24 protein-coding genes are annotated in these 22,261 nt (G+C 37.5%); 21 read left to right on the top strand and 3 right to left on the bottom strand.

The genetic code is table 11. The features are described from left to right. Positions 1–43 precede the first annotated feature (43 nt). Genes B1NLA3E_RS14870 through B1NLA3E_RS14855 form a run of 4 tightly spaced genes read left to right on the top strand, consistent with a single transcriptional unit; the run spans position 44 to position 4,462 of the window. Entirely contained in the window at positions 44–1,231 is a 1,188-nt protein-coding gene (locus tag B1NLA3E_RS14870) for an HpcH/HpaI aldolase/citrate lyase family protein (protein ID WP_015594652.1), read from the top strand. Further along, positions 1,182–2,537: a phosphoribosyltransferase family protein gene (locus B1NLA3E_RS14865; protein WP_041580579.1), complete on the top strand. Its 1,356-nt coding sequence runs from the start codon at positions 1,182–1,184 to the stop codon at positions 2,535–2,537. Before B1NLA3E_RS14870 ends, B1NLA3E_RS14865 begins: the two co-directional genes overlap by 50 nt. 6 nt (positions 2,538–2,543) lie before the next feature. Further along, positions 2,544–3,665 carry a cysteine protease StiP family protein gene (locus B1NLA3E_RS14860; protein ID WP_015594650.1) on the top strand — a complete coding sequence of 374 codons (1,122 nt, stop codon included), beginning with the start codon at positions 2,544–2,546 and terminating at the stop codon, positions 3,663–3,665. Next, on the top strand, positions 3,662–4,462 hold the full coding sequence (locus tag B1NLA3E_RS14855; RefSeq protein ID WP_015594649.1) for a hypothetical protein: 801 nt from the start codon (positions 3,662–3,664) through the stop codon (positions 4,460–4,462). The genes B1NLA3E_RS14860 and B1NLA3E_RS14855 overlap by 4 nt, the downstream gene beginning before the upstream one ends. Here the strand turns inward: B1NLA3E_RS14855 and B1NLA3E_RS14850 are convergent. Further along, complete coding sequence (locus B1NLA3E_RS14850; protein ID WP_041580578.1) at positions 4,459–4,707, bottom strand: hypothetical protein; 249 nt, start codon at positions 4,705–4,707, stop codon at positions 4,459–4,461. The genes B1NLA3E_RS14855 and B1NLA3E_RS14850 overlap by 4 nt on opposite strands. Before the next feature lie 201 nt (positions 4,708–4,908). Between B1NLA3E_RS14850 and B1NLA3E_RS14845 the strand changes: the two genes are divergently transcribed. The 6 genes from B1NLA3E_RS14845 to B1NLA3E_RS14820 all read left to right on the top strand — a co-directional run bounded on the left by B1NLA3E_RS14845 (position 4,909) and on the right by B1NLA3E_RS14820 (position 10,627). Next, positions 4,909–6,561: a YceG family protein gene (locus B1NLA3E_RS14845; RefSeq protein ID WP_015594648.1), complete on the top strand. Its 1,653-nt coding sequence runs from the start codon at positions 4,909–4,911 to the stop codon at positions 6,559–6,561. A 3-nt stretch (positions 6,562–6,564) separates the two neighbouring features. After that, positions 6,565–7,665 (top strand): toxic anion resistance protein, encoded by a 1,101-nt coding sequence (locus B1NLA3E_RS14840; RefSeq protein ID WP_015594647.1) that lies wholly within the window; start codon positions 6,565–6,567, stop codon positions 7,663–7,665. A 53-nt stretch (positions 7,666–7,718) separates the two neighbouring features. Further along, positions 7,719–8,333 (top strand): TerD family protein, encoded by a 615-nt coding sequence (locus tag B1NLA3E_RS14835; RefSeq protein WP_015594646.1) that lies wholly within the window; start codon positions 7,719–7,721, stop codon positions 8,331–8,333. 270 nt (positions 8,334–8,603) lie between these two features. Continuing rightward, entirely contained in the window at positions 8,604–9,398 is a 795-nt protein-coding gene (locus B1NLA3E_RS14830) for a thymidylate synthase (protein WP_015594645.1), read from the top strand. Continuing rightward, positions 9,395–9,880, top strand: coding sequence for a dihydrofolate reductase (locus B1NLA3E_RS14825; protein ID WP_015594644.1), 486 nt, complete (start codon positions 9,395–9,397; stop codon positions 9,878–9,880). The genes B1NLA3E_RS14830 and B1NLA3E_RS14825 overlap by 4 nt, the downstream gene beginning before the upstream one ends. Before the next feature lie 15 nt (positions 9,881–9,895). After that, complete coding sequence (locus B1NLA3E_RS14820) at positions 9,896–10,627, top strand: lysophospholipid acyltransferase family protein (protein ID WP_015594643.1); 732 nt, start codon at positions 9,896–9,898, stop codon at positions 10,625–10,627. A 32-nt stretch (positions 10,628–10,659) separates the two neighbouring features. Here the strand turns inward: B1NLA3E_RS14820 and trhA are convergent, their stop codons facing one another. Both trhA and B1NLA3E_RS14810 read right to left on the bottom strand, forming a co-directional pair. Then, positions 10,660–11,283, bottom strand: a complete 624-nt coding sequence (gene trhA / locus B1NLA3E_RS14815; RefSeq protein ID WP_015594642.1) for a PAQR family membrane homeostasis protein TrhA — start codon at positions 11,281–11,283, stop codon at positions 10,660–10,662. Positions 11,284–11,350: 67 nt separating this feature from the next. Further along, on the bottom strand, positions 11,351–11,593 hold the full coding sequence (locus tag B1NLA3E_RS14810; protein WP_015594641.1) for a hypothetical protein: 243 nt from the start codon (positions 11,591–11,593) through the stop codon (positions 11,351–11,353). 165 nt (positions 11,594–11,758) lie between these two features. Between B1NLA3E_RS14810 and ilvA the strand changes: the two genes are divergently transcribed. The 11 genes from ilvA to hypF all read left to right on the top strand — a co-directional run bounded on the left by ilvA (position 11,759) and on the right by hypF (position 22,259). Further along, positions 11,759–13,027 (top strand): threonine ammonia-lyase IlvA, encoded by a 1,269-nt coding sequence (gene ilvA, locus B1NLA3E_RS14805; RefSeq protein ID WP_015594640.1) that lies wholly within the window; start codon positions 11,759–11,761, stop codon positions 13,025–13,027. A 171-nt stretch (positions 13,028–13,198) separates the two neighbouring features. After that, a complete protein-coding gene (locus B1NLA3E_RS14800; RefSeq protein ID WP_015594639.1) occupies positions 13,199–13,393 on the top strand; it encodes a twin-arginine translocase TatA/TatE family subunit in 195 nt (64 codons plus the stop codon). 66 nt (positions 13,394–13,459) lie between these two features. Beyond that, positions 13,460–14,230 (top strand): twin-arginine translocase subunit TatC, encoded by a 771-nt coding sequence (tatC, locus tag B1NLA3E_RS14795; RefSeq protein WP_015594638.1) that lies wholly within the window; start codon positions 13,460–13,462, stop codon positions 14,228–14,230. Between the two features lie 221 nt (positions 14,231–14,451). Next, positions 14,452–15,525, top strand: a complete 1,074-nt coding sequence (locus B1NLA3E_RS14790; protein ID WP_015594637.1) for a hydrogenase small subunit — start codon at positions 14,452–14,454, stop codon at positions 15,523–15,525. Further along, entirely contained in the window at positions 15,522–17,243 is a 1,722-nt protein-coding gene (locus B1NLA3E_RS14785) for a nickel-dependent hydrogenase large subunit (protein WP_015594636.1), read from the top strand. The genes B1NLA3E_RS14790 and B1NLA3E_RS14785 overlap by 4 nt, the downstream gene beginning before the upstream one ends. 12 nt (positions 17,244–17,255) lie before the next feature. Further along, positions 17,256–18,053 (top strand): Ni/Fe-hydrogenase, b-type cytochrome subunit, encoded by a 798-nt coding sequence (gene cybH / locus B1NLA3E_RS14780; protein ID WP_015594635.1) that lies wholly within the window; start codon positions 17,256–17,258, stop codon positions 18,051–18,053. Further along, complete coding sequence (locus B1NLA3E_RS14775) at positions 18,043–18,531, top strand: HyaD/HybD family hydrogenase maturation endopeptidase (RefSeq protein ID WP_015594634.1); 489 nt, start codon at positions 18,043–18,045, stop codon at positions 18,529–18,531. Before cybH ends, B1NLA3E_RS14775 begins: the two co-directional genes overlap by 11 nt. Further along, a complete protein-coding gene (locus tag B1NLA3E_RS14770) occupies positions 18,528–18,944 on the top strand; it encodes a hypothetical protein (protein WP_015594633.1) in 417 nt (138 codons plus the stop codon). Before B1NLA3E_RS14775 ends, B1NLA3E_RS14770 begins: the two co-directional genes overlap by 4 nt. 36 nt (positions 18,945–18,980) lie before the next feature. Next, entirely contained in the window at positions 18,981–19,331 is a 351-nt protein-coding gene (locus B1NLA3E_RS14765; protein ID WP_041580577.1) for a hydrogenase maturation nickel metallochaperone HypA/HybF, read from the top strand. Position 19,332: 1 nt separating this feature from the next. Beyond that, the gene (gene hypB / locus B1NLA3E_RS14760; protein WP_041580576.1) at positions 19,333–19,992 is read left to right on the top strand and encodes a hydrogenase nickel incorporation protein HypB; all 660 of its coding nucleotides are present in this window, start codon (positions 19,333–19,335) and stop codon (positions 19,990–19,992) included. Beyond that, positions 19,977–22,259 (top strand): carbamoyltransferase HypF, encoded by a 2,283-nt coding sequence (gene hypF / locus B1NLA3E_RS14755; protein WP_015594630.1) that lies wholly within the window; start codon positions 19,977–19,979, stop codon positions 22,257–22,259. The genes hypB and hypF overlap by 16 nt, the downstream gene beginning before the upstream one ends. Positions 22,260–22,261: the final 2 nt, after the last annotated feature.

Below are 22,261 nucleotides of genomic sequence, written 5' to 3'. Positions count from 1 at the left end.
TGCTCCCTTTCTTTTTACAAATGCACAAGGAGAGAAGCTCAATATGCAGTTATTTTCTTATCTTTATTCAAATGATCTTGATGAACTTTTTTATCAAAAACCAATCCCTTTTGATAAGCGTTCTGATCGGAGTTTGCTAGCCTATGCGCTTGGAGCAACTTTATATATGCCAGCAACTATGCCAAACATCTCACAAAATATAATCGCAAAAAAACATATTGGACTTTCATCCATGGTGATTTGTTTAGAGGACTCCATCGGCGATACAGAGGTTCATGTAGCAGAAAATCTCCTCGTAGAAGAATTGTTTGCTTTGCAAAAAGGGGTACAAGCGGAATATATCAATGAAAGGGAGCTTCCGTTAATTTTTATTAGAATAAGAGACCGTGATCAATTGATGCGGCTTGTGGATCGTTTGAAAAGTTCCATTAATCTCCTAACAGGATTTGTCATTCCAAAATTTTCTCCTGAGACGGGAAGGGCTATTCTTGCAGATATAAAATCAATAAGCACGAAGGTTAACCCTCTGTATGCTATGCCAATCCTTGAAACGAAACAAGTCATGAATAAAGAGACAAGATTGTCTGAATTGCTCAGCATAAAAGAGGTGACCGAACAGTATCAAGAACAAATCTTAAATGTTCGGATTGGTGCAACTGACTTTTGTGGGCTTTATGGAATTCGCCGTAACCCAGACACAACCGTCTATGATATTGCTGTCATTCGGGATTGTCTTACGGATATCATTAATATCTTTCTAAGAAGTGATAATCCTTATGTAGTTTCTGGACCAGTGTGGGAATATTTTTCTGGGAAAGAAAGGCTGTTGAAACCTCAACTTCGCCAAACTCCTTTTAGAGAGAAATTTGGGAATGAAGGGTTAAAATTCAGGACCGAACTTATAGATCATTATATGGATGGGTTTTTAAGGGAAATTGTTATGGACATTACAAATGGATTGACAGGGAAAACAATTATTCATCCAAGTCATATTATTCCCGTACAAGCGTTAAACGTGATTACCTATGAAGAGTTTGCGGATGCTAGAAATATTATTGCAGAGGCAAATGGGTCAGTTGGCGTTATGAAGAGTCAGTTTGCCAATAAGATGAATGAGGTTAAGCCCCATTATTATTGGGCTCAAAAAGTTCTACTGAAATCTCAAATATACGGGGTGCTTCATGAACAATATACATACCTTGACTTGCTCAAACAGGAAGTATTTATTTAATGGATTACAGGTTGAAGTGGAGATCGAATCAAACCCTTATCAGTTGCCAATATCACAACTTTTCTTGATGGCAGGTCGAATCAATAAAAAACGGTCTTTCCTGTTTGTTAGCAAATTACTAGGAAAGCACATCCCGATTAATCCAGTAAAGGGTTTAGTGGTAGGTGCGATTCTCGCTGATCGATACGCCAAAGTCGTCAAGGGGGAGAACTTGGGCCTTGATATGATGTTGAAAGATGCTTTGTCAGCTGAAGTTCCACCATCATTTCGGAGCCCTTTTATTTCTGAGCATACAAACCCAATAATCATTGGATTTGCAGAAACAGCAACAGGTCTTGGGCATTCTTTTTATGAATGCTTCAAAAGTGCGGACTTTTTTCATACAACCAGGGAAGAAATGTTATCACTCACTCCAGTGATTTCTTTTGAAGAAGAACACTCCCATGCCACTTCGCATCGCTGCTATGTGGATAACCTTTTATTACAAAATAATAGAGAGATCATTCTGGTAGATGATGAATTAACGACAGGGAAAACGGCAATCAATATCATTCGCTCTTTACATTTGAAATTTCCCCGCAAAACCTATACGGTCGTTTCAATATTGGATTGGCGAACAATCGAGCATCGCAAAGCATTTGCCTCTCTTGAAGCAGAGCTTGGGATAACAATCCATTGTGTTAGCTTATTAAAAGGAAGGATAAAGGTGTCGGGGGACTTACTGCTAGATAACACTAATGAAGCAACCTATTTTGAAACCCGTACTAAACAAACACTGACGGTGGTTCCAATTTATAAAAAATACCCGTCACCATTTTCAACCATACCTGTCGATGTTGCTTCAGACATTCCATACCCATATTTATATGAAACAGGTAGGTTCGGACTCCATTCTAAAGATAATCAAAAGATTGATGAATGGTTACAAATGTTGGCAAGTTTTTTAAAAGCACAGCGAACAGGGGGAAAAACTCTTTGCTTAGGTACTGGGGAGTTTATGTATCTTCCAATGAAACTGGCTACCTTAATGGGAAATGGAGTTTCCTATCAATCTACAACAAGAAGTCCAATCTTTGCTGAAAGTGACCCAGAGTATGGAGTCAATTGGAAGGTAGAGTTTGCTAACCCTGAAAATTTACAATTAACAAACTATGTCTATAACATCCCACCCCAAGCCTATGATGATTTGTATTTATTTTTTGAAAGAGAAGTTTCAAGTGAAAATCTTCAGCCATTACTTTCAGCGCTAGAAAAAACGGGAATAACCGATATCAAGATCATTTTCTTCAGTGGTAGAGGGGAGTGATATGTCGTGAGAAAGATAATGAAGAAACCGGATAAAATCGGTACGTATCAGGAAGAAGATGTCCTTTTTTTACTAAAGGATTTAAGTGGAATTAGGCTAGAAGGTCCTACCAATGAAAGGGAAAACCAAATCCAATTAGGTCAGCATTATAGTGAAACCTTACCGATTGAAACTTTGCCTCCTAAGTCCTATATGGATTTGTTTTGGTCAGCACTTGAAAAATCGCAACAAAAATTGGCTTTGGATATTGCCGTGGTAGCTGAGCAAATTTTTCACATTAAGGGTAAGGAAACCGTGCTTGTATCGTTAGCTCGAGCTGGAACCCCCATTGGAATTTTGATTAAGCGATATTTATTACAACGTTATCAAGTCTCGCTTCCTCATTATAGTATCTCTATTATCAGGGGACGAGGAGTGGATGATTTGGCGCTTCAGCATATTGTTCAAACGCACCCAGGAATGAAAATTCAGTTTGTCGATGGGTGGACTGGTAAAGGCGCGATATCAATCGAATTAACAACTTCCTGTCAACGTTTCTTTGAAAGAACAAATATAAAGCTTGATGACACTTTGGCAGTTGTAGCGGATCCCGGGAATTGCACCAACCTATATGGGACGAGAGAGGATTATTTAATTCCAAACGCCTGTTTAAATTCAACGGTTAGTGGGCTAATAAGTCGCACCGTTTTAAATGATGCATTGATTGGTCCAGATGATTTTCACGGAGCAAAGTTTTATCGAGAATTCATGCATGAAGATGTTTCAAATACTTTTATTCATTTTGTGGCTAAGAATTTTTTGGAGGTTTCAAAGCACGCTAGTGAGATTGCCAAAATAAAGCTTAAGGAAAATAATGTAGCTGATTTCCAAGGATTAAGTGATGTTAAAGAAATTCAAGCTCGCTTTCAAATCGACCATATTAATCTAGTGAAACCTGGTGTCGGAGAAACGACAAGAGTGTTGCTGCGCAGGGTACCATGGAGAATTCTTATTCGGGATAAAACTAGTCCCGATGTTGCCCATATCCTTATGCTTGCAAAAGAAAAAAATGTGGAAGTGATTTTTTATCCAGAAATGAAATACAGCTGTTGTGGATTGATTAAAAAAATGGTGGCTGAGAAAAAATGATGATGTTTGCATCAGATTTGGACCGTACTTTGATTTATTCCAAGAGAGCTGTTCAAGAATTTTCAGGTGATATTTCAGATCTAAAACAGGTTGAGATCAAGGGAAATAAAGCGCTTTCCTTTATGACATTTCAAGCTTGCGAGCTGTTGTGGGACATTGCTACAAGGACATTGTTTGTTCCTATCACAACCAGATCCAATGAGCAATTTAACCGTTTGTCACTTTTGGGAGACATCCCGCATTTATATGCAGTTACAGCAAATGGTGCTCACCTTTTTTACAAAGGAAAGTTGGATAAACAGTGGGAAGAAACCATTTTAAGAAGGCTGAAAAAAGAAGTAGCATCGGTACAAGAACTTAAATATGTATTATCAAGTCATCATATCGTTTTAGAGGGGAAAGAAAGGATTGTAGATGATCTTTTCTTTTATTATATTTTAAGTCGTCCTCAAGACATCCTCGATTTGGAAAAGATCCATCCACTAATAACAGCAATAGGGTGGAGATTTTCTCAACAAGGGAGAAGGTTGTATTTTGTGCCAACTCCAGTATGTAAAGGAGAAGCAATCAAATATATAAAGGAAAGGGAAGGGATAAAAACAATCATTGGAGCGGGTGATTCGCGGTTGGATGAAGACTTTTTAAAATTATGTGATGTTGGTTATGTTCCTAGGCATGGAGAAATAGTGGCAAATGGACTTATCCATGACGGATACCAAATAACTAAAAGTTATGGAGTCAAAGCGGGAGAGGAAATCCTTGCAAGTGTCAGAAACATCCTCCCCACTTCATCTTAACTATTTCGGTGCTCAAACCATCTTTTTAGTAAGAAAAACAAGCCAGCATGAAAAATGTAAATACTGATAAAAAACAATATAGAAAGACTTAAGGTCTTTAATACTGGTGAAAGTAAAACTGTAAATAGAAATGAAAAGAAAACTAAATCAAGCAAGACAAATGTACTAGATAACATGATATCTTGTACCATCGCCAGTTCCTCAGATAATTGATGTGGGTCGGGTCTGTTATAAAGAAATCTCATTTTTTCACCTTCTTAACACTCTGTACTCAAATATATGCGTATTTTATATGTATGGTGAAACATCTAGTAAGAAAATTGAAACCATATTTGTTTAAAGACGTATGTAATAAAAGAGCGATTTTTCATGATTGGCTGTGATATGATGGAGAGGTAACCAACATTACTTATACGCTTTTCGCACACAAAGGGAAGTGATTTTACATGAACCCGTCATATAGTCAATTGGAAATTCATACCTTACCTTTATCTTATGAAAATTGGTTTAAAACGCTTCAAGAAACCTTATCAGGACGCCAGTTCTTTCAGTTAGAAGGACCTGAACTCCATATTGGACAGGTGGTAGCCAGATTTTTAGGAATACCATTTGACCAAGATGAATATTACAACCAATTATTTGAATACGTACATAGTAGCACTCCGGAAATTCACTTGTTATGCGATGGGAATTTAAACAAAAACATTCCTAATCAGCACTTTCAAGCAATCCAAAAAGTCTTGAATTATCATCGCGACCAAAATCTTTCTATTAATCGATTTATTGCTTTTCTTGATGGTGAACAGTTATTGATAAAGCATCAAAATCCTGCTGTATTTAGGAAAATCCGAAGTTCATTTAAAGAGATGCTCGAATTATTTTCGAAGGTTGAACAGGACGGACTAAAAAATCCACAATTACAGCGAATATTAGTGGATGTCATTAAATGGTCTTTTAATCACCTTGGTCCTTTACTAAAGTCGGCAAATCCGGAAAGTGAATTGCCTAAATTTTTATGGTATGGGAACTTCAAAAAAAGCCATCAATATTTCCTTTATTTTCTATATCGAATAGGGAATGATTTAATTATGTTTCATCCGAATGGAGTCGATCCATTTGAGATGATTGATTCGGAAAAAAAACTTACTTTTGTCCATTATTATCCTGATAAACAAGAACCGGAGCCTTTTCCTGTTGAAAGGCGGAGACGGCAGGCAACTGTAGCGTACCGCGCTTCTAAGGAAATTGAATCAATCTTAAATCATGACGGTTCTCATTTATATAAGCCTTGGCAACTAAGGGAGTACACTCCCTCGTCTGTCACACTCAAAACAACTTATGATGAATTATTTCTGCTGGTAAAAGAGCCAGCCATGATTCGTCCAAATTTTGATGTAAAAAACCATGAAATAAAAATTCCAGCTGTTTTCGCCAAAATCCTAGGAGTCAGTAAAAATAGGAAAGAGTATTGGGACCGCTTGATAGCCTTAACAAGGTTGGAATTTAGTTTATTAATACGACAATTTCCGATTACAAGTAATGTGAATCATGACTATCGTTATCATTATCGGAATGCACTTGGGTCAGACGGTCTTTTGCAGCCTCAAAAGATTATGGGTGGACACTATTGGAAATATCAAAGCTTGCCAGTTGGATTGCAAACAGGCATCGCCAATGCGATCCGAAGCATCTGTGCTAAGCCATTTTTGAAACCAATAGGAAATGAAAGTATTGAGGAATTGAGAATCTATATGTTCACCCAATCCATGCAGGTTCCAACTAATATCATCAGGCTGCTCCAAAAATTTGACTATTCCCAAGATGTTCCTAAGCTTATTCTCTACAATAACCAATTGAATGGAACATTGACACGGCCAGATGCGGTATTGCTTTTGTTGTTAAATCAATTTGGAGTTGATCTTATTTTATATAACCCTTCAGCTCTTAACGATATTGAAATCTTTATTTCAGAAGGATTGTTTGATGCTCATTGGCTAGAGGATGTTGTGTTTGATCAGGAATTTAAAGAGACTTCATTTTTGAAAAAGAATCCAAAGAATCTTCTTAATGGAATATTACGAAATCTAAAAGGAGACTAGTTCATGAATTACGATCTTAATAAGAACACAAATGTTTCGGTAACAAGTCCAGTGGACCAACTCATCGAAACCAACGTACCGGAAATAAAACTTAAGTTACGTCAGGAACCAGAGGTTCAGCAATTAGCTAGATCGATTGATGCTCGTGATCAAATCCAAATTTTGGAATTCGGGAAAGAGCCTGCCGTCCAAATTTCTAGATTTTCCGATCAAATTTTAGGGAATATGCGCACCACAAAAATAGAGGATTCCGGAGAATTGCTTACCCAACTGGGTAAAATCATGGATCGTTTTGATAAAAAGGATTTTGAAAAAACCTCTCCAGGCCTATTCGGAAAGCTATTTAAAAAAGGCGAAAAACTCGTTGATAAGCTATTTGGAAAATACCAAACAATGGGTAGTGAAATCGATAAAGTATATGTCCAAATCTCAAAGTATCAATCGGAAATGGTTAACTCCACAACGATGCTGGAACAAATGTATGAACAAAATTATCAATACTATTTAACACTTGAGAAGTATGTTGTTGCTGGTGAATTGAAAGCAGAGGAAATGAAAAAACAGGATCTTCCTGCTTTAGAAACAAAAGCAGCCGCTGGTGATCAAATTGCTTCAATGCAGCTTGATACACTGAGAAATGCCATTGAGTTATTAGAGCAAAGAATATATGACCTGGAAATGGCAAAAATGGTTTCATTGCAAACCGCACCACAAATCCGGTTACTGCAAAGAGGAAATACTAAGCTGATTGGAAAAATAAATTCAGCTTTTGTGACGACGATTCCAATTTTCAAAAATGGGCTCATTCAAGCTGTAGCTGCTAAACGCCAGAAGCTTGTAGCCGATTCCATGAGTGAATTAGATAGAAGAACAAATGAAATGCTTGTCCGCAATGCCCAAAATATTTCGACACAAAGTGTAGATATTGCACGGCTTGCCGGCAGTCCCAGTATAAAAATTGAGACAATCGAAGAGTCGTGGAATATCATCATCAAAGGCATGCAAGAAACGAAGTCAATTGAAGAAGAAAACAAGCGACTCCGTGAAGAAGGAACTAAACGACTTATGCAACTCCAAGAGAATTTTAAGAAAATCAAACAGTAGTAAACTTCGTTTAATCGACGCTTTAAAAAATACTTAACCTGAGGTGGATGAACATGGCAATTAGTTTACAAAAAGGACAACGTGTGGACTTAACTAAAGGAAATCCTGGTCTTTCTAAGATATTAGTTGGATTAGGATGGGATCCCGTGGAAACAAAAGGAAGCGGAGGTTTATTCGGAGGCTTATTCGGAGGTGGATCCAGTAGTGTAAATATTGATTGTGATGCATCAGTTATTATGCTTGGTGAGCAAGATAAACTTCAAAATAAAAATGATGTCATTTACTTTGGTAATTTAAAAAGTGGAGACGGTAGCGTTCATCATTCCGGTGATAATTTAACAGGCCAAGGTGATGGTGACGATGAGCAAATCGTCATTGAACTAAATCGAATTCCTGCTAAAATTCAAAAATTGGTATTTGTCGTAAATATATATGACAGTGTAAAAAGAAAGCAACATTTTGGGATGATTAAAAATGCTTTCATCCGTGTTGTAAATTCAAGTAATAACCAAGAAATGATTAAATATAATCTAACGGACGATTATAATGGAAAAACAAGCCTTGTGGTTGGAGAAATTTATCGCAATGGTAGTGATTGGAAATTCGCGGCTGTTGGTACAGGAACCAATGCAGCAGGATTGTCTGAAGTAGTTCGTTCATATTCATAAAAATTAATGTTTAAGTTGAGTCATATGATTTCAATGAATGGTAAATTGAAATAATAATGAAAGAAGGGGTACTCAAAATGACCAATTTTTGAGAGCCCCTTCCTTAATTTCTCAGCAAGGTCACAATTTTTATTCGAAACCTCGTATCAAAATACTAGGTTAAAGAGGAATCCCCGAAAACGATTGAGTTTTTTCATCTAGTACAATAAGATAGGATAGATATGTGTAAATTTACTTAAACCGATAATTGTCATAAAAGGTGTGTGTTAGATGGAACAGTATTTGCAGCTATGTAAGGATGTATTAAATAATGGAGTAAAAAAGGAAGATCGGACTGGAACGGGTACGATTAGCACATTTGGCTACCAAATGAGATTCGATCTTCAAAAAGGTTTTCCGCTCTTAACAACAAAAAAGCTTCATCTTAAGTCAATCATTTTTGAGTTACTTTGGTTTTTAAATGGGGATACAAATGTAAAATATTTGCAAGATCATGGTGTGCGGATTTGGAATGAATGGGCCGACGAAAATGGGGAACTTGGACCAGTTTACGGTCATCAATGGCGCTCATGGACAGGTGCTGATGGTAAAACCGTTGATCAGATTAGTGATTTAATCAATCAATTAAAACATAACCCTGATTCTAGAAGATTAATTGTCAATGCGTGGAATGTAGCGGAGATTCCCAATATGGCTTTGCCGCCGTGCCATTGTATGTTTCAGTTTTACGTAGCAGATGGAAAGTTATCTTGTCAGCTATATCAACGCTCTGCAGATGTGTTTTTAGGAGTCCCTTTTAATATTGCATCCTACGCTCTGCTTACACTTATGATCGCGCAAGTTTGTGACCTAGAGCCTGGAGAATTTATTCACACATTTGGTGATACCCATATTTATTTAAATCATCTTCAACAAGTAGAGCTTCAATTGTCGAGAGAACCTCGACCATTACCTACCGTTAAGATTAATCCTGCCGTTAAAGATATATTTAGTTTTCAATTTGAAGATTTTTCATTAGAGGGTTACGACCCGCATCCCCACATTAAAGGGGCTGTAAGTGTATGATTTCCTTAATTTGGGCAATGGATGAAAATCGTGTAATTGGCAAGGATAATCAATTGCCTTGGCATTTACCAGAGGATTTAAAGTTTTTTAAAAAGACCACAACTGGTCATCCTATCGCGATGGGGAGAAAAACCCATGTGTCAATTGGTCGCCCTTTGCCAGGAAGAGAGAATATTATCATAACTAGGAATCAAGAGTATACTTCTGAAGGTTGTATTGTTCTACATTCTGTACAAGAACTACTTCATTATGCACAACAATATGATAAAGAAGTATTTATTATTGGCGGTGCAGAAATTTTTAAAGAAGTATTTCCATTTGCAGATCGCCTATATATCACAAAAATATATGAAACATTTGATGGGGATACCTTTTTCCCAGACATAGATATGGAGCAATGGAAGTTACTATTTAGTGAGCCAGGTGTAAAAAACGAGAAAAATCCTTATCACTATGAATTTTTTATATATCAAAGAAAATAACAGGAGACAACCTAAATGTTACGTTTAATAGCTTTTTTATTGTATATGGTGGGATTTTTAGTTTGTAGTATCCCGAAGTTAATAAAAATGAAGAAGTTAGATCAGGAAATGTCAGTAGCTGAGAGGGATAGAATCATTCATGAAGTTCCAAATGGTTGGGCAAAGGTAATTATGAAAATAACGGGATCAACTATTATCGTTGAAGGACAGGAAAATATCCCCGAGGGGCCCGTTGTGTTTGTTTGCAACCATGAGGGTGATTTTGATATTCCGGTTCTGTTAGGTTATATTAATAAGCCTTTTGGATTTATATCGAAAATTGAAGTTAGCAAGGTACCGATTCTATCGACATGGATGGAGATAATGAACTGTGTCTTTTTAGATCGAAAGGATCCTAGACAAGCGGTACGAACGATTAGAAAAGCTACTGAGCTTTTAAAGCAAGGGCATTCAATGGTGTTGTTCCCTGAAGGTACTAGAAGTCGTGGAGGGGATTTAGGCCCATTTAAAACGGGAGGATTTCGTCTTGCGGTTGATTCAAAAGCCCCGATTGTTCCCATTACGATAAAAGGAACTTCCGATGTTTTTGAAAAAAATGGTCGATTGGTTCGGCCTGCCACAATTAGATTAACAATAGATCTACCGATCCATTCGCATATTCAATCAAATTCATCAATTAAAGAGTTAGCTGAAGAAACAAGACAAGTAATCTTGGCAAATTTAGCGAAAGATACGATTGCTTCATAACACAAAAGCCTCCGATTAGGAGGCTTTTTGTGTTAAACATATAATAAAATACAAAAGTATACACAGGTGCTAGCAGCTAAAACAAAAACATGCCAGATCGCATGGAAATAAGGCTTTTTTTGAAGAACATAAAAGATTGAACCAACGGTATAAAGAACCCCGCCAGTTACCAACATCGTAAAACCTTGAGTACCAAGAAATGAAATGAGCGGTTTGATTCCAATGACGATTAACCAGCCCATTATTACATATATGATCGTTGATAAAACAATAAACTTTTTTACGAAAAAGAATTTAAAAACAACACCTGCGATTGCTAGTCCCCATACAATTCCAAATAGACTCCAACCGAGTCCCCCTCGTAATGCCACAAGGACAAAGGGCGTATAGGTCCCGGCAATCAAAACATAAATAGCCGAATGATCCATAATTTCAAAAAAGTCTTTAATCTTCTTTACTTGAATACTATGGAGCAGGGTTGAAGAAAGGTAAAGGAGAATCATTGAAATACCGAAAACTGTAAAACTGATGATCCGCCAAGGATCACCGGATTGGGAAGCAAATATGACCAAAATGATGAGGGCAGGAATACTTAACAAAAAACCTATTCCATGAGTAATCGCGTTAGCTATTTCCTCTTTAATCGAAAAAACCACTTTTATTCCCCCAAAAAGGCTAATGACTTACCTTTATTTTAGCTGAACCAGGGGGCTATGACAATCGTTAGTCCATAAAACCTGAATTGGCATCATATGTTTCAAGAACTTTCATCATCCCATAAAACTCTCGTCTGTCACAAAATTCATCTTCCTGAAAGTTTAACTTAACCCATTCAATCAATTCACCCGGACTATTAAAGACCTCGCCACTTGTATCACTTTTTCTTATCATATACCGCCCATTGTCTTCGTCGATTGTTATCTCAACAGGTAAAGCGCTATCAAGGCTATTTAATGAAAATTCCATCTTTATCACCCCAATCCATTTTTACCTAGTATATGAAGAGGCCCACCTATTTTATCCAATAAAAAGCACTGCAAATTTTAAATTTTTAAATAATGGCATTGAATTCAATATTCAAAGTGGTATAATTTACGAATATTAATATGGCAAAGGGAAGAAGGGTAAGATATGGAACAAAAGGTAATCAAAGAAAAATTGGTGCAGGTACAGGACATTATTATTGCCAACCAAATGCTTAAGGATATCGTCGCCCATACTCCGTTACAAAAAAATGAACGGTTATCCGAAAAATACAATTGTAATGTGTACTTGAAGCGGGAGGATTTGCAATATGTGCGCTCTTTCAAATTAAGAGGCGCTTACTATATGATGAAAACTCTAACTGCAGAGCAATTAGTAAATGGAGTGGTTTGTGCGAGTGCCGGAAATCATGCACAAGGAGTTGCATATGCCTGCAGACAACTTGGTGTTATTGGGAAAATATTCATGCCAACCACTACCCCAAGACAAAAAATCACCCAAGTAGAAATGTTTGGTAGGGATTTTGTGGAAATTATCTTGGTAGGGGATACCTTTGATGATTCCTATAATGAAGCCTTTGCCTGTTGCCAACGAGAGAATCGTCAATTTGTTCACCCTTTTGATGATGAACGAGTCATTTCAGGACAAGGAACGGTTGCAGTAGAAATCTTGAATGATTGCGAAGAACCAATTGACTTTATGTTAGCCAGTATTGGTGGCGGGGGCCTAATGGCAGGTTTAAGCACCTATACGAAGAGTATTTCTCCCAAAACCAAAATGATCGGAGTTGAACCACAAGGGGCAGCATCGATGAAGTTTGCTTTTGCGAAAAAGAAAGCAACACCACTTGCGGAAATTGATAAATTTGTTGATGGTGCTGCAGTAAAATGTGTAGGAGAAAAAGCATTTGAAATCTGCCAAGAACTAGTTGATGATATTATCTCTGTTCCAGAAGGTAAAGTTTGCACAACGATTCTTGAACTGTACAATGAACATGCAATTGTTGCTGAGCCAGCAGGAGCAATGCCGATTGCTGCTTTAGATTTGTATCGAGATAAAATTAAGGGCAAAACGGTTGTGTGTGTGGTTAGTGGTGGAAACAATGATATTGATCGTATGCAGGAAATAAAGGAACGATCTTTATTATATGAAGGGCTTCTGCATTATTTCATTGTTAATTTTCCACAACGTGCTGGGGCATTACGAGAATTTTTGGATGAGGTTTTGGGAGCAACAGATGATATTACTCGGTTTGAATTTACAAAGAAAAATAATAAAGAAAATGGACCTGCCCTGGTAGGGATTGAGTTAAAACAGGCTAATGATTATGATGCATTAATAAAAAGAATGAATCATAAGGGTTTTCCTTACACAGAAATAAATAACAATGTTAATTTATTCCATTTACTTGTGTAGTTTTTACTTGATTTATACTATATACAAATGAAAAAAATCACAGAATTCCAACTTTCACTTCTAATTGTGTATTTCTCGTGAACAATGGGTTTATTTTAGTGCAAATCACTGTTAAAATACTATAATCATGGTAGCATTATAATAAGTCAAAGAAATAAGGGGATGTAACACATGTTTTCAAATATTGGTGTTCCAGGGCTTATATTGATTCTCACATTAGCACTAATTATTTTTGGTCCTAAAAAATTACCTGAAATTGGACGTGCAATGGGTCAAACACTTCGTGAATTTAAGAAATCAACTCAGGAACTAACAAGTGATGTTATAGAAGAATTTGAAGAAGATAAGAAAAACGCTAAAAAATAAGGTGTAAGACTTCTCTTACACCCCTTTTTTTCACTTTTTTTAAGATTTTATTGGCAGGGGTTAACTATGGAAGATAAAGAGTTGAATTTAATTGATCATTTAGATGAGTTGCGAAAGCGGTTAATTATAACAGTAGCAGCTTTCATCATTTTCTTTATTGTAGGGTTTATGTACGTGAAGGAAATTTATCATTGGTTTGTTCGTGATTTAGACGTGAAATTAATCGTATTAGGACCTAGTGATATTGTTTGGGTTTATTTGATGATTGCATCAGTTATTGCAATTGCAGCAACCATTCCGATTCTGGCAATTCAAATATGGTTATTTGTAAAGCCGGCGTTAAAACCGTTTGAACGAAAAATATCCTTATCTTATATTCCAGCTTTATTTATTTTGTTCCTAATCGGTTTATGTTTTGGTTATTTTGTCATCTTTCCTACTGTATTAGACTTTTTAGTTAGTTTGGGCGGGGACATGTTAGTCACTAATTTTACCGCGGATAAATATTTCCGTTTTGTATTAAATATGACTATCCCTTTTGGGGTTTTATTTGAACTTCCAGTTGTCATTATGTTTTTAACTTCATTGGGGATTGTTAATCCTTATGTATTAACAAAGCTAAGGAAATACGCCTATTTTGTTTTAATTTTTATAGCTATTGTCATTACACCTCCTGAATTTATGTCGGATTTCATTGTGGCTGTTCCATTATTATTCCTATATGAAATTAGCATAAACTTGTCGAAGATCGTGTATAAACGGAAACTTAAGAATGAAAAAAAATGGGAAGAAGTAGCACAAGAATCAGAGGTAAAAGTGGATTCCACTGATGAATAAAAAGTGAACAAGTTGTGAAAAAACTGTCGGGAAGTTCTCGGCAGTTTTTTTATTTTGTTGATTATTTGCACCTGGAGGAAAATTCTGAAAACACTATGTTAATGCAGTTAAGGATAATTATTGTCGATTTTGTGAAAGACAGGACTTGAAAACAATTTTTATGCTACATTTACGCTGAAATCATTATTACTTCAAGTATTACAAAGGGAGGGAAGCTAGAAATGAAAAAGAAAACCATTTATGAAACAGCTTTAGAACAAGGTTTTTCTAGACGTGACTTTTTGAAAATGTGTACAGCATTGACCGCAACAATCGGATTAGATTTCTCACAATCTGACAAGGTTGTTGAAGCAATGGAAAGCAAAACTCGTGTACCGGTTATTTGGTTATCACTACAAGATTGTACAGGTTGTTCAGAATCATTTATTCGTAGTACACACCCGAAGGTTGAAAGCGTTTTATTTGATATGATTTCATTAGAGTATACTGAAGTTTTATCGGCTGCATCTGGTCATCAACTTGAAGGTGCGATGAAACAAGTATTAAAAGATTATGATGGAGAGTATGTTCTTGCGGTTGAAGGAAGTATTCCTGATGATGATGCATTTTTGACTGTCTCAGGTAATTCAGCAAAAGATACTTTCATTGAGGCTGCCAAGGGTGCCAAAGCTATTATCTCGTATGGTAGCTGTGCATCATGGGGAGGTATTGCAGCAGCAAAACCTAACCCAACTGGCGCAAAGCCAATTACAGACTTTGTCAGTGGCACACCAGTCATTTTAGTTCCAGGATGTCCTCCAATCGCCGAGGTAATGACAGGGGTTATCGCTCACATTATTACATTTGGCGCCTTACCTGAATTAGATCATTTAGGTCGTCCGACAGCATTTTATCGTCACCGTATTCATGATAAATGTAACCGCAGAGCCTATTTCGATGCAGGACTCTTTGTTGAATCCTTTGATGATGAAGGGGCTAAACAGGGATATTGCTTATATAAAGTGGGATGTAAAGGTCCAACTACATATAATTCTTGTGCTGAAATGCGCTGGAATGGTGGAGTAAGTTATCCGATTCAATCTGGAAATCCATGTATTGGATGTTCGGAGGATGGCTTCTGGGACAACGGTCCACTCTATGTTCGAAGAGCAAAAATACCAGGAACACAAACCACAATAAACCCTGATCAGATTGGTGCAGCAGTAGTTGGAGCAGCAGCAGCAGGAGTCGCTGTTCACGCAGGACTCACTGTATTGAAACAGAAACATGATGAAAAGCGGGGGGAAGATGAATGAGTGAGCGATTAGTTGTAGATCCAATATCAAGAATTGAAGGGCACCTTCGAATTGAAGCCGACATTGATGATAGTGGTGTCATTAAAAATGCATATAGCTCGGGAACAGCCGTACGTGGACTTGAATTGATTGTTCGTGACCGTGATCCACGCGATGTTTGGGCATATATTCAAAGAATTTGCGGTGTTTGTACTACCGTTCATGCTTTAGCTTCCATTCGTTCAGTTGAGGATGCACTGGATATAAAAATTCCTCGTAATGCACATTTAATTCGTGAAATTATGAATGAAGCCTTATACGTCCATGACCATGTTGTTCATTTTTACCATTTACATGCTTTAGACTGGGTAGACGTTGTTAGCGCAATAAGTGCGAACCCTGATGAAACATCAAAACTTGCTCAATCGATTTCTAGCTGGCCTAAATCATCACCAGGTTATTTTAAGGACGTACAAAACAAGGTTAAGAAATTGGTTGAAAGTGGGCAGCTTGGAATTTTTGCTAACGGATATTGGGGACATGCAGCATATAAGCTTCCAGCAGAAGTCAATTTGCTTGCAGTTGCACACTACCTTGAAGCGTTGGATTGGCAAAAGGAGATTGTTCAAATACATACCATCTTTGGAGGGAAAAATCCTCATCCACATTATGTTGTTGGTGGAATGGCCACTCCGCTTGATATTAATAGTGATAATGGAATTCATGCTGAACGATTAATGAGAGTCTCTCAATTAATTGATGAAGCAAGAGAGTTTGTTAACCAAGTTTATATTCCAGACTTACTTGCAATCGGTTCTTTCTACAAAGACTGGACCCATGGTGGCGGCTTAAATAATTACTTGTGCTTCGGAGATTTCTCAACTAGTAGTATTTATGATACAAAGAATTATCGTATGCCACGTGGAGTTATTCTTAATGGAAATGTTAATGAAGTTCTGGATGTGGATTTAAAGGATCCGAGTCATGTTCAAGAGTTCATTGATCATTCATGGTATACATATGATGGCCAGAAGGGTGGAGTTGGTAAGCATCCTTGGGATGGCGAAACAACTTTAAAATACACTGGACCAAAAGCACCGTTTAAACAATTGAATACGGATGAGAAATATAGCTGGTTAAAAGCACCTCGTTGGAAAGGTCATCCGATGGAAACAGGACCGCTCGCACGGATGATGGTAGGATATGCATCTGGAAAAGAAGAAATCGTCAAAATCGTTGATAGCACTCTTGCAAAGCTAGGTCTTCCAATTACTGCTTTACAATCTGCTTTGGGCCGCACAGTAGCACGTGGACTTGAAACGGTGCTAATCGCTGATTGGATGCGGAACGATATGGATGAATTATTGAAAAATATAAGTAATGGAAATCAAGTCACCTTTGACCGTTCGAAATGGGAACCTGAAACCTGGCCAAAAAGTGCTAAAGGTGTTGGCTGGATGGAAGCGCCTCGTGGGGCACTTGGCCACTGGATTGAAATTGAAAATGGGAAAACAAAAAATTATCAAGCAGTTGTACCAACAACTTGGAATGCTTCTCCAAAAGACAACGATGATAAAATTGGTGCTTATGAGGCGGCGCTTAAAGGTACTCCTTTATTAGATAAGGAAAAGCCGCTCGAAATATTACGAATCATTCATTCATTTGACCCTTGTCTTGCTTGTGCCGTTCATTTAACAGATTTGGAAAATAACCAAATGACTGAAATTCGAATCGGATAGGAGGAGTGCGAAATGCCAACGCCAAAGATTTTGCACTGGAAAAAGGATTCGAAACCGGTAGTACCCGGCCAAAACAGCGAACTTAGCTTTAGACCTAATCGTCTCCCAATCATCAAGCCGATTGGGAAGGATGTTGTAAAAGTTTATGTGTGGGAATTACCGGTTCGGATTTGGCACTGGGTTAATGCACTCGCCATTCTGGTGTTAATGGTTACTGGGATTTATATTGGAAAACCTTTTGCAGCAGCTTCTATTCCAGAAGAAGCTTATTACTCAATGCTAATGGGATGGGTACGTTATATTCATTTCTTTGCAGCATTTATTTTTACAGCTAATTCGTTATATCGTTTTTATTGGATATTTGTAGGAAATAGGTATTCTTCCCAAAATATTTTCAGGCTCATCTATTGGAAAGAGATGTTTGAAACGGTCAAGTTCTATTTGTTTATGAAAAATAAAAAGCCGCATTATGTTGGTCATAATCCCTTAGCAATGTTTAGTTATATTGTGTTTATGGGTATTGGATCGATTCTTATCATTATGACAGGCTTTTATCTTTATTTTGAACCTCAGCCTGGAACTTTTTTTGCAACATTATTTGCTTGGGTTCCATATGTTTTTGGAGGCGACAGCTATACAATTCGTTCTTGGCATCATCTTGTAGCCTGGGCATTTATGCTATTTACTGTCCTTCATGTATATTTAGCTTGGCGGGACGATTATTTAGAACGAAATGGCACCCTATCATCAATGGGTACTGGTTATAAAATGGAGCCAAAAAAGGCGGTCGGTGAGACAAATGCAAAATAGCAACCAAGAAAAAAAAATCACAATTTTAGGAATTGGCAACACCCTCTTCTCTGATGAGGGTGTTGGCATCCACGTTTTGCCTCTTCTCGAGAAAATGTTTAAAGACGATTCAGCAATTGAAATCGTTGAGGGATCGACTGATGGAATGAAATTGCTTGGACCGGTCGAGGACGCTGAATATTTACTTATTATTGATGCCATTAATGCTGGTAAACAGGGTGGAACGATTATTTCAATTGAGGGTAATGAAATACCTGCTTATTTTGGAATAAAAATGTCAATACACCAATCAGGGTTTCAAGAGGTACTTTTTGCCGCTAAATTTAGAGAAAGATATCCGAAGCATATCGTCATGGTAGGAATGCAGCCTTCAAGTTTGGAACTTGGGGTTGAATTATCGGATGTCAATAAAGGAAAGTTAACTGATTTGGCAAAGGTAGTTGAACATCAAGTTAGGCAATGGAGAGAGGCTTCGTGAAAAGAGAAGAATTCTTTAAGGAAATGACAACAGGGCTCATTAAAACGTTAAAAACGGTCTATGAGCCCTTTGTTGAAGATGATTTAAAGAAACTAGATAAAACAACGAGTCGATTGCTGGGAATAAAATGGGTATACTTTTGCAGTGTAGTAAAAAGACTGGAAAAGGTGAATCAGTTTTATATCAATGGAACACCTATAATTATTTTTCAAGAAGAAAGGAACATGAGGGCAATCAGCGGAATATGTCCTGAGTGTTCCAATCTTCTTACCTTATCAGTCCTATTCTCAACATGTAAATGTTTGAATTGTGAGAAGGGTTTTAATTTTCTAAATAATGAAGGCGACTTGACCTTGTTTGAATTGCCGCTAACAAGGCGAAATGACGGATATTACGTAGGATTAAAAAATTAACTTTCTCCTGAACTTAATCGATAGGAAATGATGATTATGCATGAAATGTCATTAATGGGTGAGGTATTAAACATTATTCAAGAGGATGCAGCAACCAAGGGAATTAAAACGCTTGATAAAGTAGAGCTGATAATTGGAGAAATAAGCAATGTTTTACCGGATGCTATTATAATGGCATTTGAGATATTTAAAGAGCAAAATCCGCATTTTATTAATCATGAGGCCAATTTGCACATTCATTATGAAGAGGCTCAGGCTGAGTGTGTTTTTTGCGGAAAAATCTATAAACCTGAACAAAAAATTGCCCAATGTCCTGTTTGTCAGATACCATCGGGGAAAGTGACTTCAGGTGAGACATTCCAAGTCTTATCATATGAGGGGAGATAACATGAAAGTAACGTTAAGAACAGATGTATTAACCAACAATAATAAGGCAGCCGAGTTCAATAGGGAACAATTCTCAGAAACGAATACTTTTGTCATTAATATGATGAGTTCGCCTGGAGCAGGCAAGACAACGTTGCTCGAAGAAACTGTCAGAGCAATGTCTCACCGCTTCCGTATCGCTGTCATTGAAGGAGATTTGGCAACAGAACGCGATGCAGATCGAATTCGAGCATTAGGTGCAAAAGCTGTCCAAATAAATACTCATGGGGGCTGCCACCTTGATGCAAGAATGGTTGCTGCTGCGTTAGCAGAGTTGGATTTAGACGAAATTGATATTTTGTTTATTGAAAATGTCGGAAATTTAGTGTGTCCATCAGGATATGACCTAGGTCAACACCATAAAATTGCCGTATTAAGTGTACCAGAAGGAAACGATAAAATCCCAAAATACCCGACTATGTTTATGAGAACTGAGCTTGTTCTTATTAATAAAATTGACTTGCTACCATATTTAGATTTTGACGTTGAACAAGCAAAAGTAGATCTAGAAGGGATGAATCCAGAATCGAAACTGATCCCCCTTTCTGCAACCACAAAAGAAGGATTTGAACACTGGTTGTCGTGGATTGAAGGTGCACATTCAGCATGCTTTCCGCAATAAGGGTATCAGTTAGAGGAAGAGTTCAAGGAGTTGGCTTTCGTCCATTTGTGTTTGGGCTTGCAGACAAATACCAACTCACAGGAACGGTTCAAAACAATATGGATGGGGTCAAAATACATCTTGAAGGGGAAGATGTTTCACTTGCTTCCTTTTTAGATGACCTTGAAAAAATACCACCCCGGTTATCAAAAATTAATGAAGTGAAAGTAGATAAAACAGATGTTTGTAACTATACTACTTTTTCAATCATTGCGAGTGAACGGACAGGGGCCTCAATGCTGGTGATTCCGATTGATTCAGCTGTTTGCGGTGAATGTTTGCGGGAAATGAAAGATCCAAATGATTTCCGTTACCGGTATCCATTTATAAATTGTACTCAATGTGGTCCTAGGTACACGATTATTAGTGAACTCCCCTATGATAGACCCTTTACATCTATGGGTGATTTCAAGATGTGTCCGGAGTGCCAGGAAGAGTATGACAATCCTTTAAATAGAAGACATCACGCTCAACCAATCGCCTGTCCAAACTGCGGACCTAAAGTTTTTTTATTCGATTCAAGCGGAACTGAACTGAAAAGGGAAGACCCCATTTCTGGAGCAGTCAACTTGTTAGAAAATGGGAAAATTATTGCCGTTAAGGGCATTGGCGGTTATCACCTTTGCTGTGATGCCAAAAATGAACAGGCAGTACAGCTGTTGCGCAACAGGAAGAAAAGGCAAGTTCGCCCGCTAGCTATTATGGCGGCTTCTATGGATGAAATTAAGAAAATAGCGATTGTTGGCGATGAGGAGAAAGAGCTTTTACAGAGTCCGGAATCGCCAATTGTCATATTACGAAAGAAAAGTTCAAGTGGCCTTGCATTCGGTATAGCACCAGGAATGGAAACGGTGGGAGTCATGTTACCATATACTCCACTGCACCATTTATTATTCGAAGACACGAATGTTACATGCATTGTAATGACGAGTGCAAACCCATCAGGACTTCCGATGATTTATAAAGAAAATCAAGTTTTTGAATACTTAAAAGGAATTGCGGATTATTACTTAATTCATAATCGAGAAATTCTACACCCTGTGGATGACTCTGTAATTCAGATGCACAATCACAATCAAGACTTTTTACGGAGATCAAGAGGATATGTACCAGACCCACTGCCAATCAAAAAGGATGTAACAGGAATAATAGCTTTTGGAGGTCAACAGAAGACTACTTTTTCAATTGGGAGAAATCAGCAAATTTTTATTGGCCCTCACATTGGAGATTTAGAGAATGTTGAAACAATTAACCACTTTAAACAGGAGTTAGATCATTTATTAAAGTGGATTTATATTCCCAAACAAACTGCTGTGATTGATGCCCATCCAGGGTATATGGTAAAGAGGCTTTTGGAAGAGTATCAATTTGGAGAAGTTATGGAGATTCAACACCATCATGCCCATATGGCTGCGTGTATGGGGGAAAATGAACTTGATGGCGATGTTTATGGCATTATTCTCGATGGTACCGGCTATGGTAGTGATGGCCATATTTGGGGGTTTGAAATCCTTTATGGGGATTACGCTAGATTTGAGCGGCAGGGACATTTGTGCTACACTCCTCTTCCCGGTTCAGAAAAGGCTATAAAAGAACCATGGCGAAATGCTGCAGGCATGTTGATTTCTTTATTAGGGCAGCAAGGTGAAAAATATGCAAGAATGCTCTTTTCTGATAAAGAAGCTGAACTTAATGTCATTAAAATGATGATTTCTAAAGAAATCAATACAATTCAAGCAGGAACTTGTGGTAGATTATTTGATGCTGTTAGCGCAATGGCCGGGATTTGTAAGACTTCCACCTATGATGGGGAAGCAGCCATAAGATTAGGTGAAATAGCCATTTGGGATAAGAATGTTACGCCTTACTCGTTTAAAATATATGAAGATCATAATCTATTAACATTTGATTTTTCAGAGATGCTACAGGAAATCGCTGACGACATATTAAATAAGGGAAATCTGGTAAAGATCAGCTCTAGATTTCATGAAACGATTGTCAATGCACTTGTCAAAGGGATGCTGGAGTTAAAAGAGAAAAATCCTAATCGTTCAAATGAAATTGTTTTATCAGGTGGGAGCCTTCATAACCAGTATTTACGAGAGAGACTTACAGTTGAACTTAATGCAATTGGATTTAAGGTATACAATCATCAAAAGGTTCCATGTAATGATGGTGGCTTATCATACGGACAGCTATTGGTAGCAGCAGCGAAAAGGGAGGCATAAAT

The organism is Bacillus sp. 1NLA3E (assembly GCF_000242895.2).
Lineage (GTDB): Bacteria > Bacillota > Bacilli > Bacillales > Cytobacillaceae > Bacillus_BU.
The sequence above is the reverse complement of the archived record's forward strand: the minus strand, read 5'-3'. Positions and strand labels throughout refer to the sequence as shown.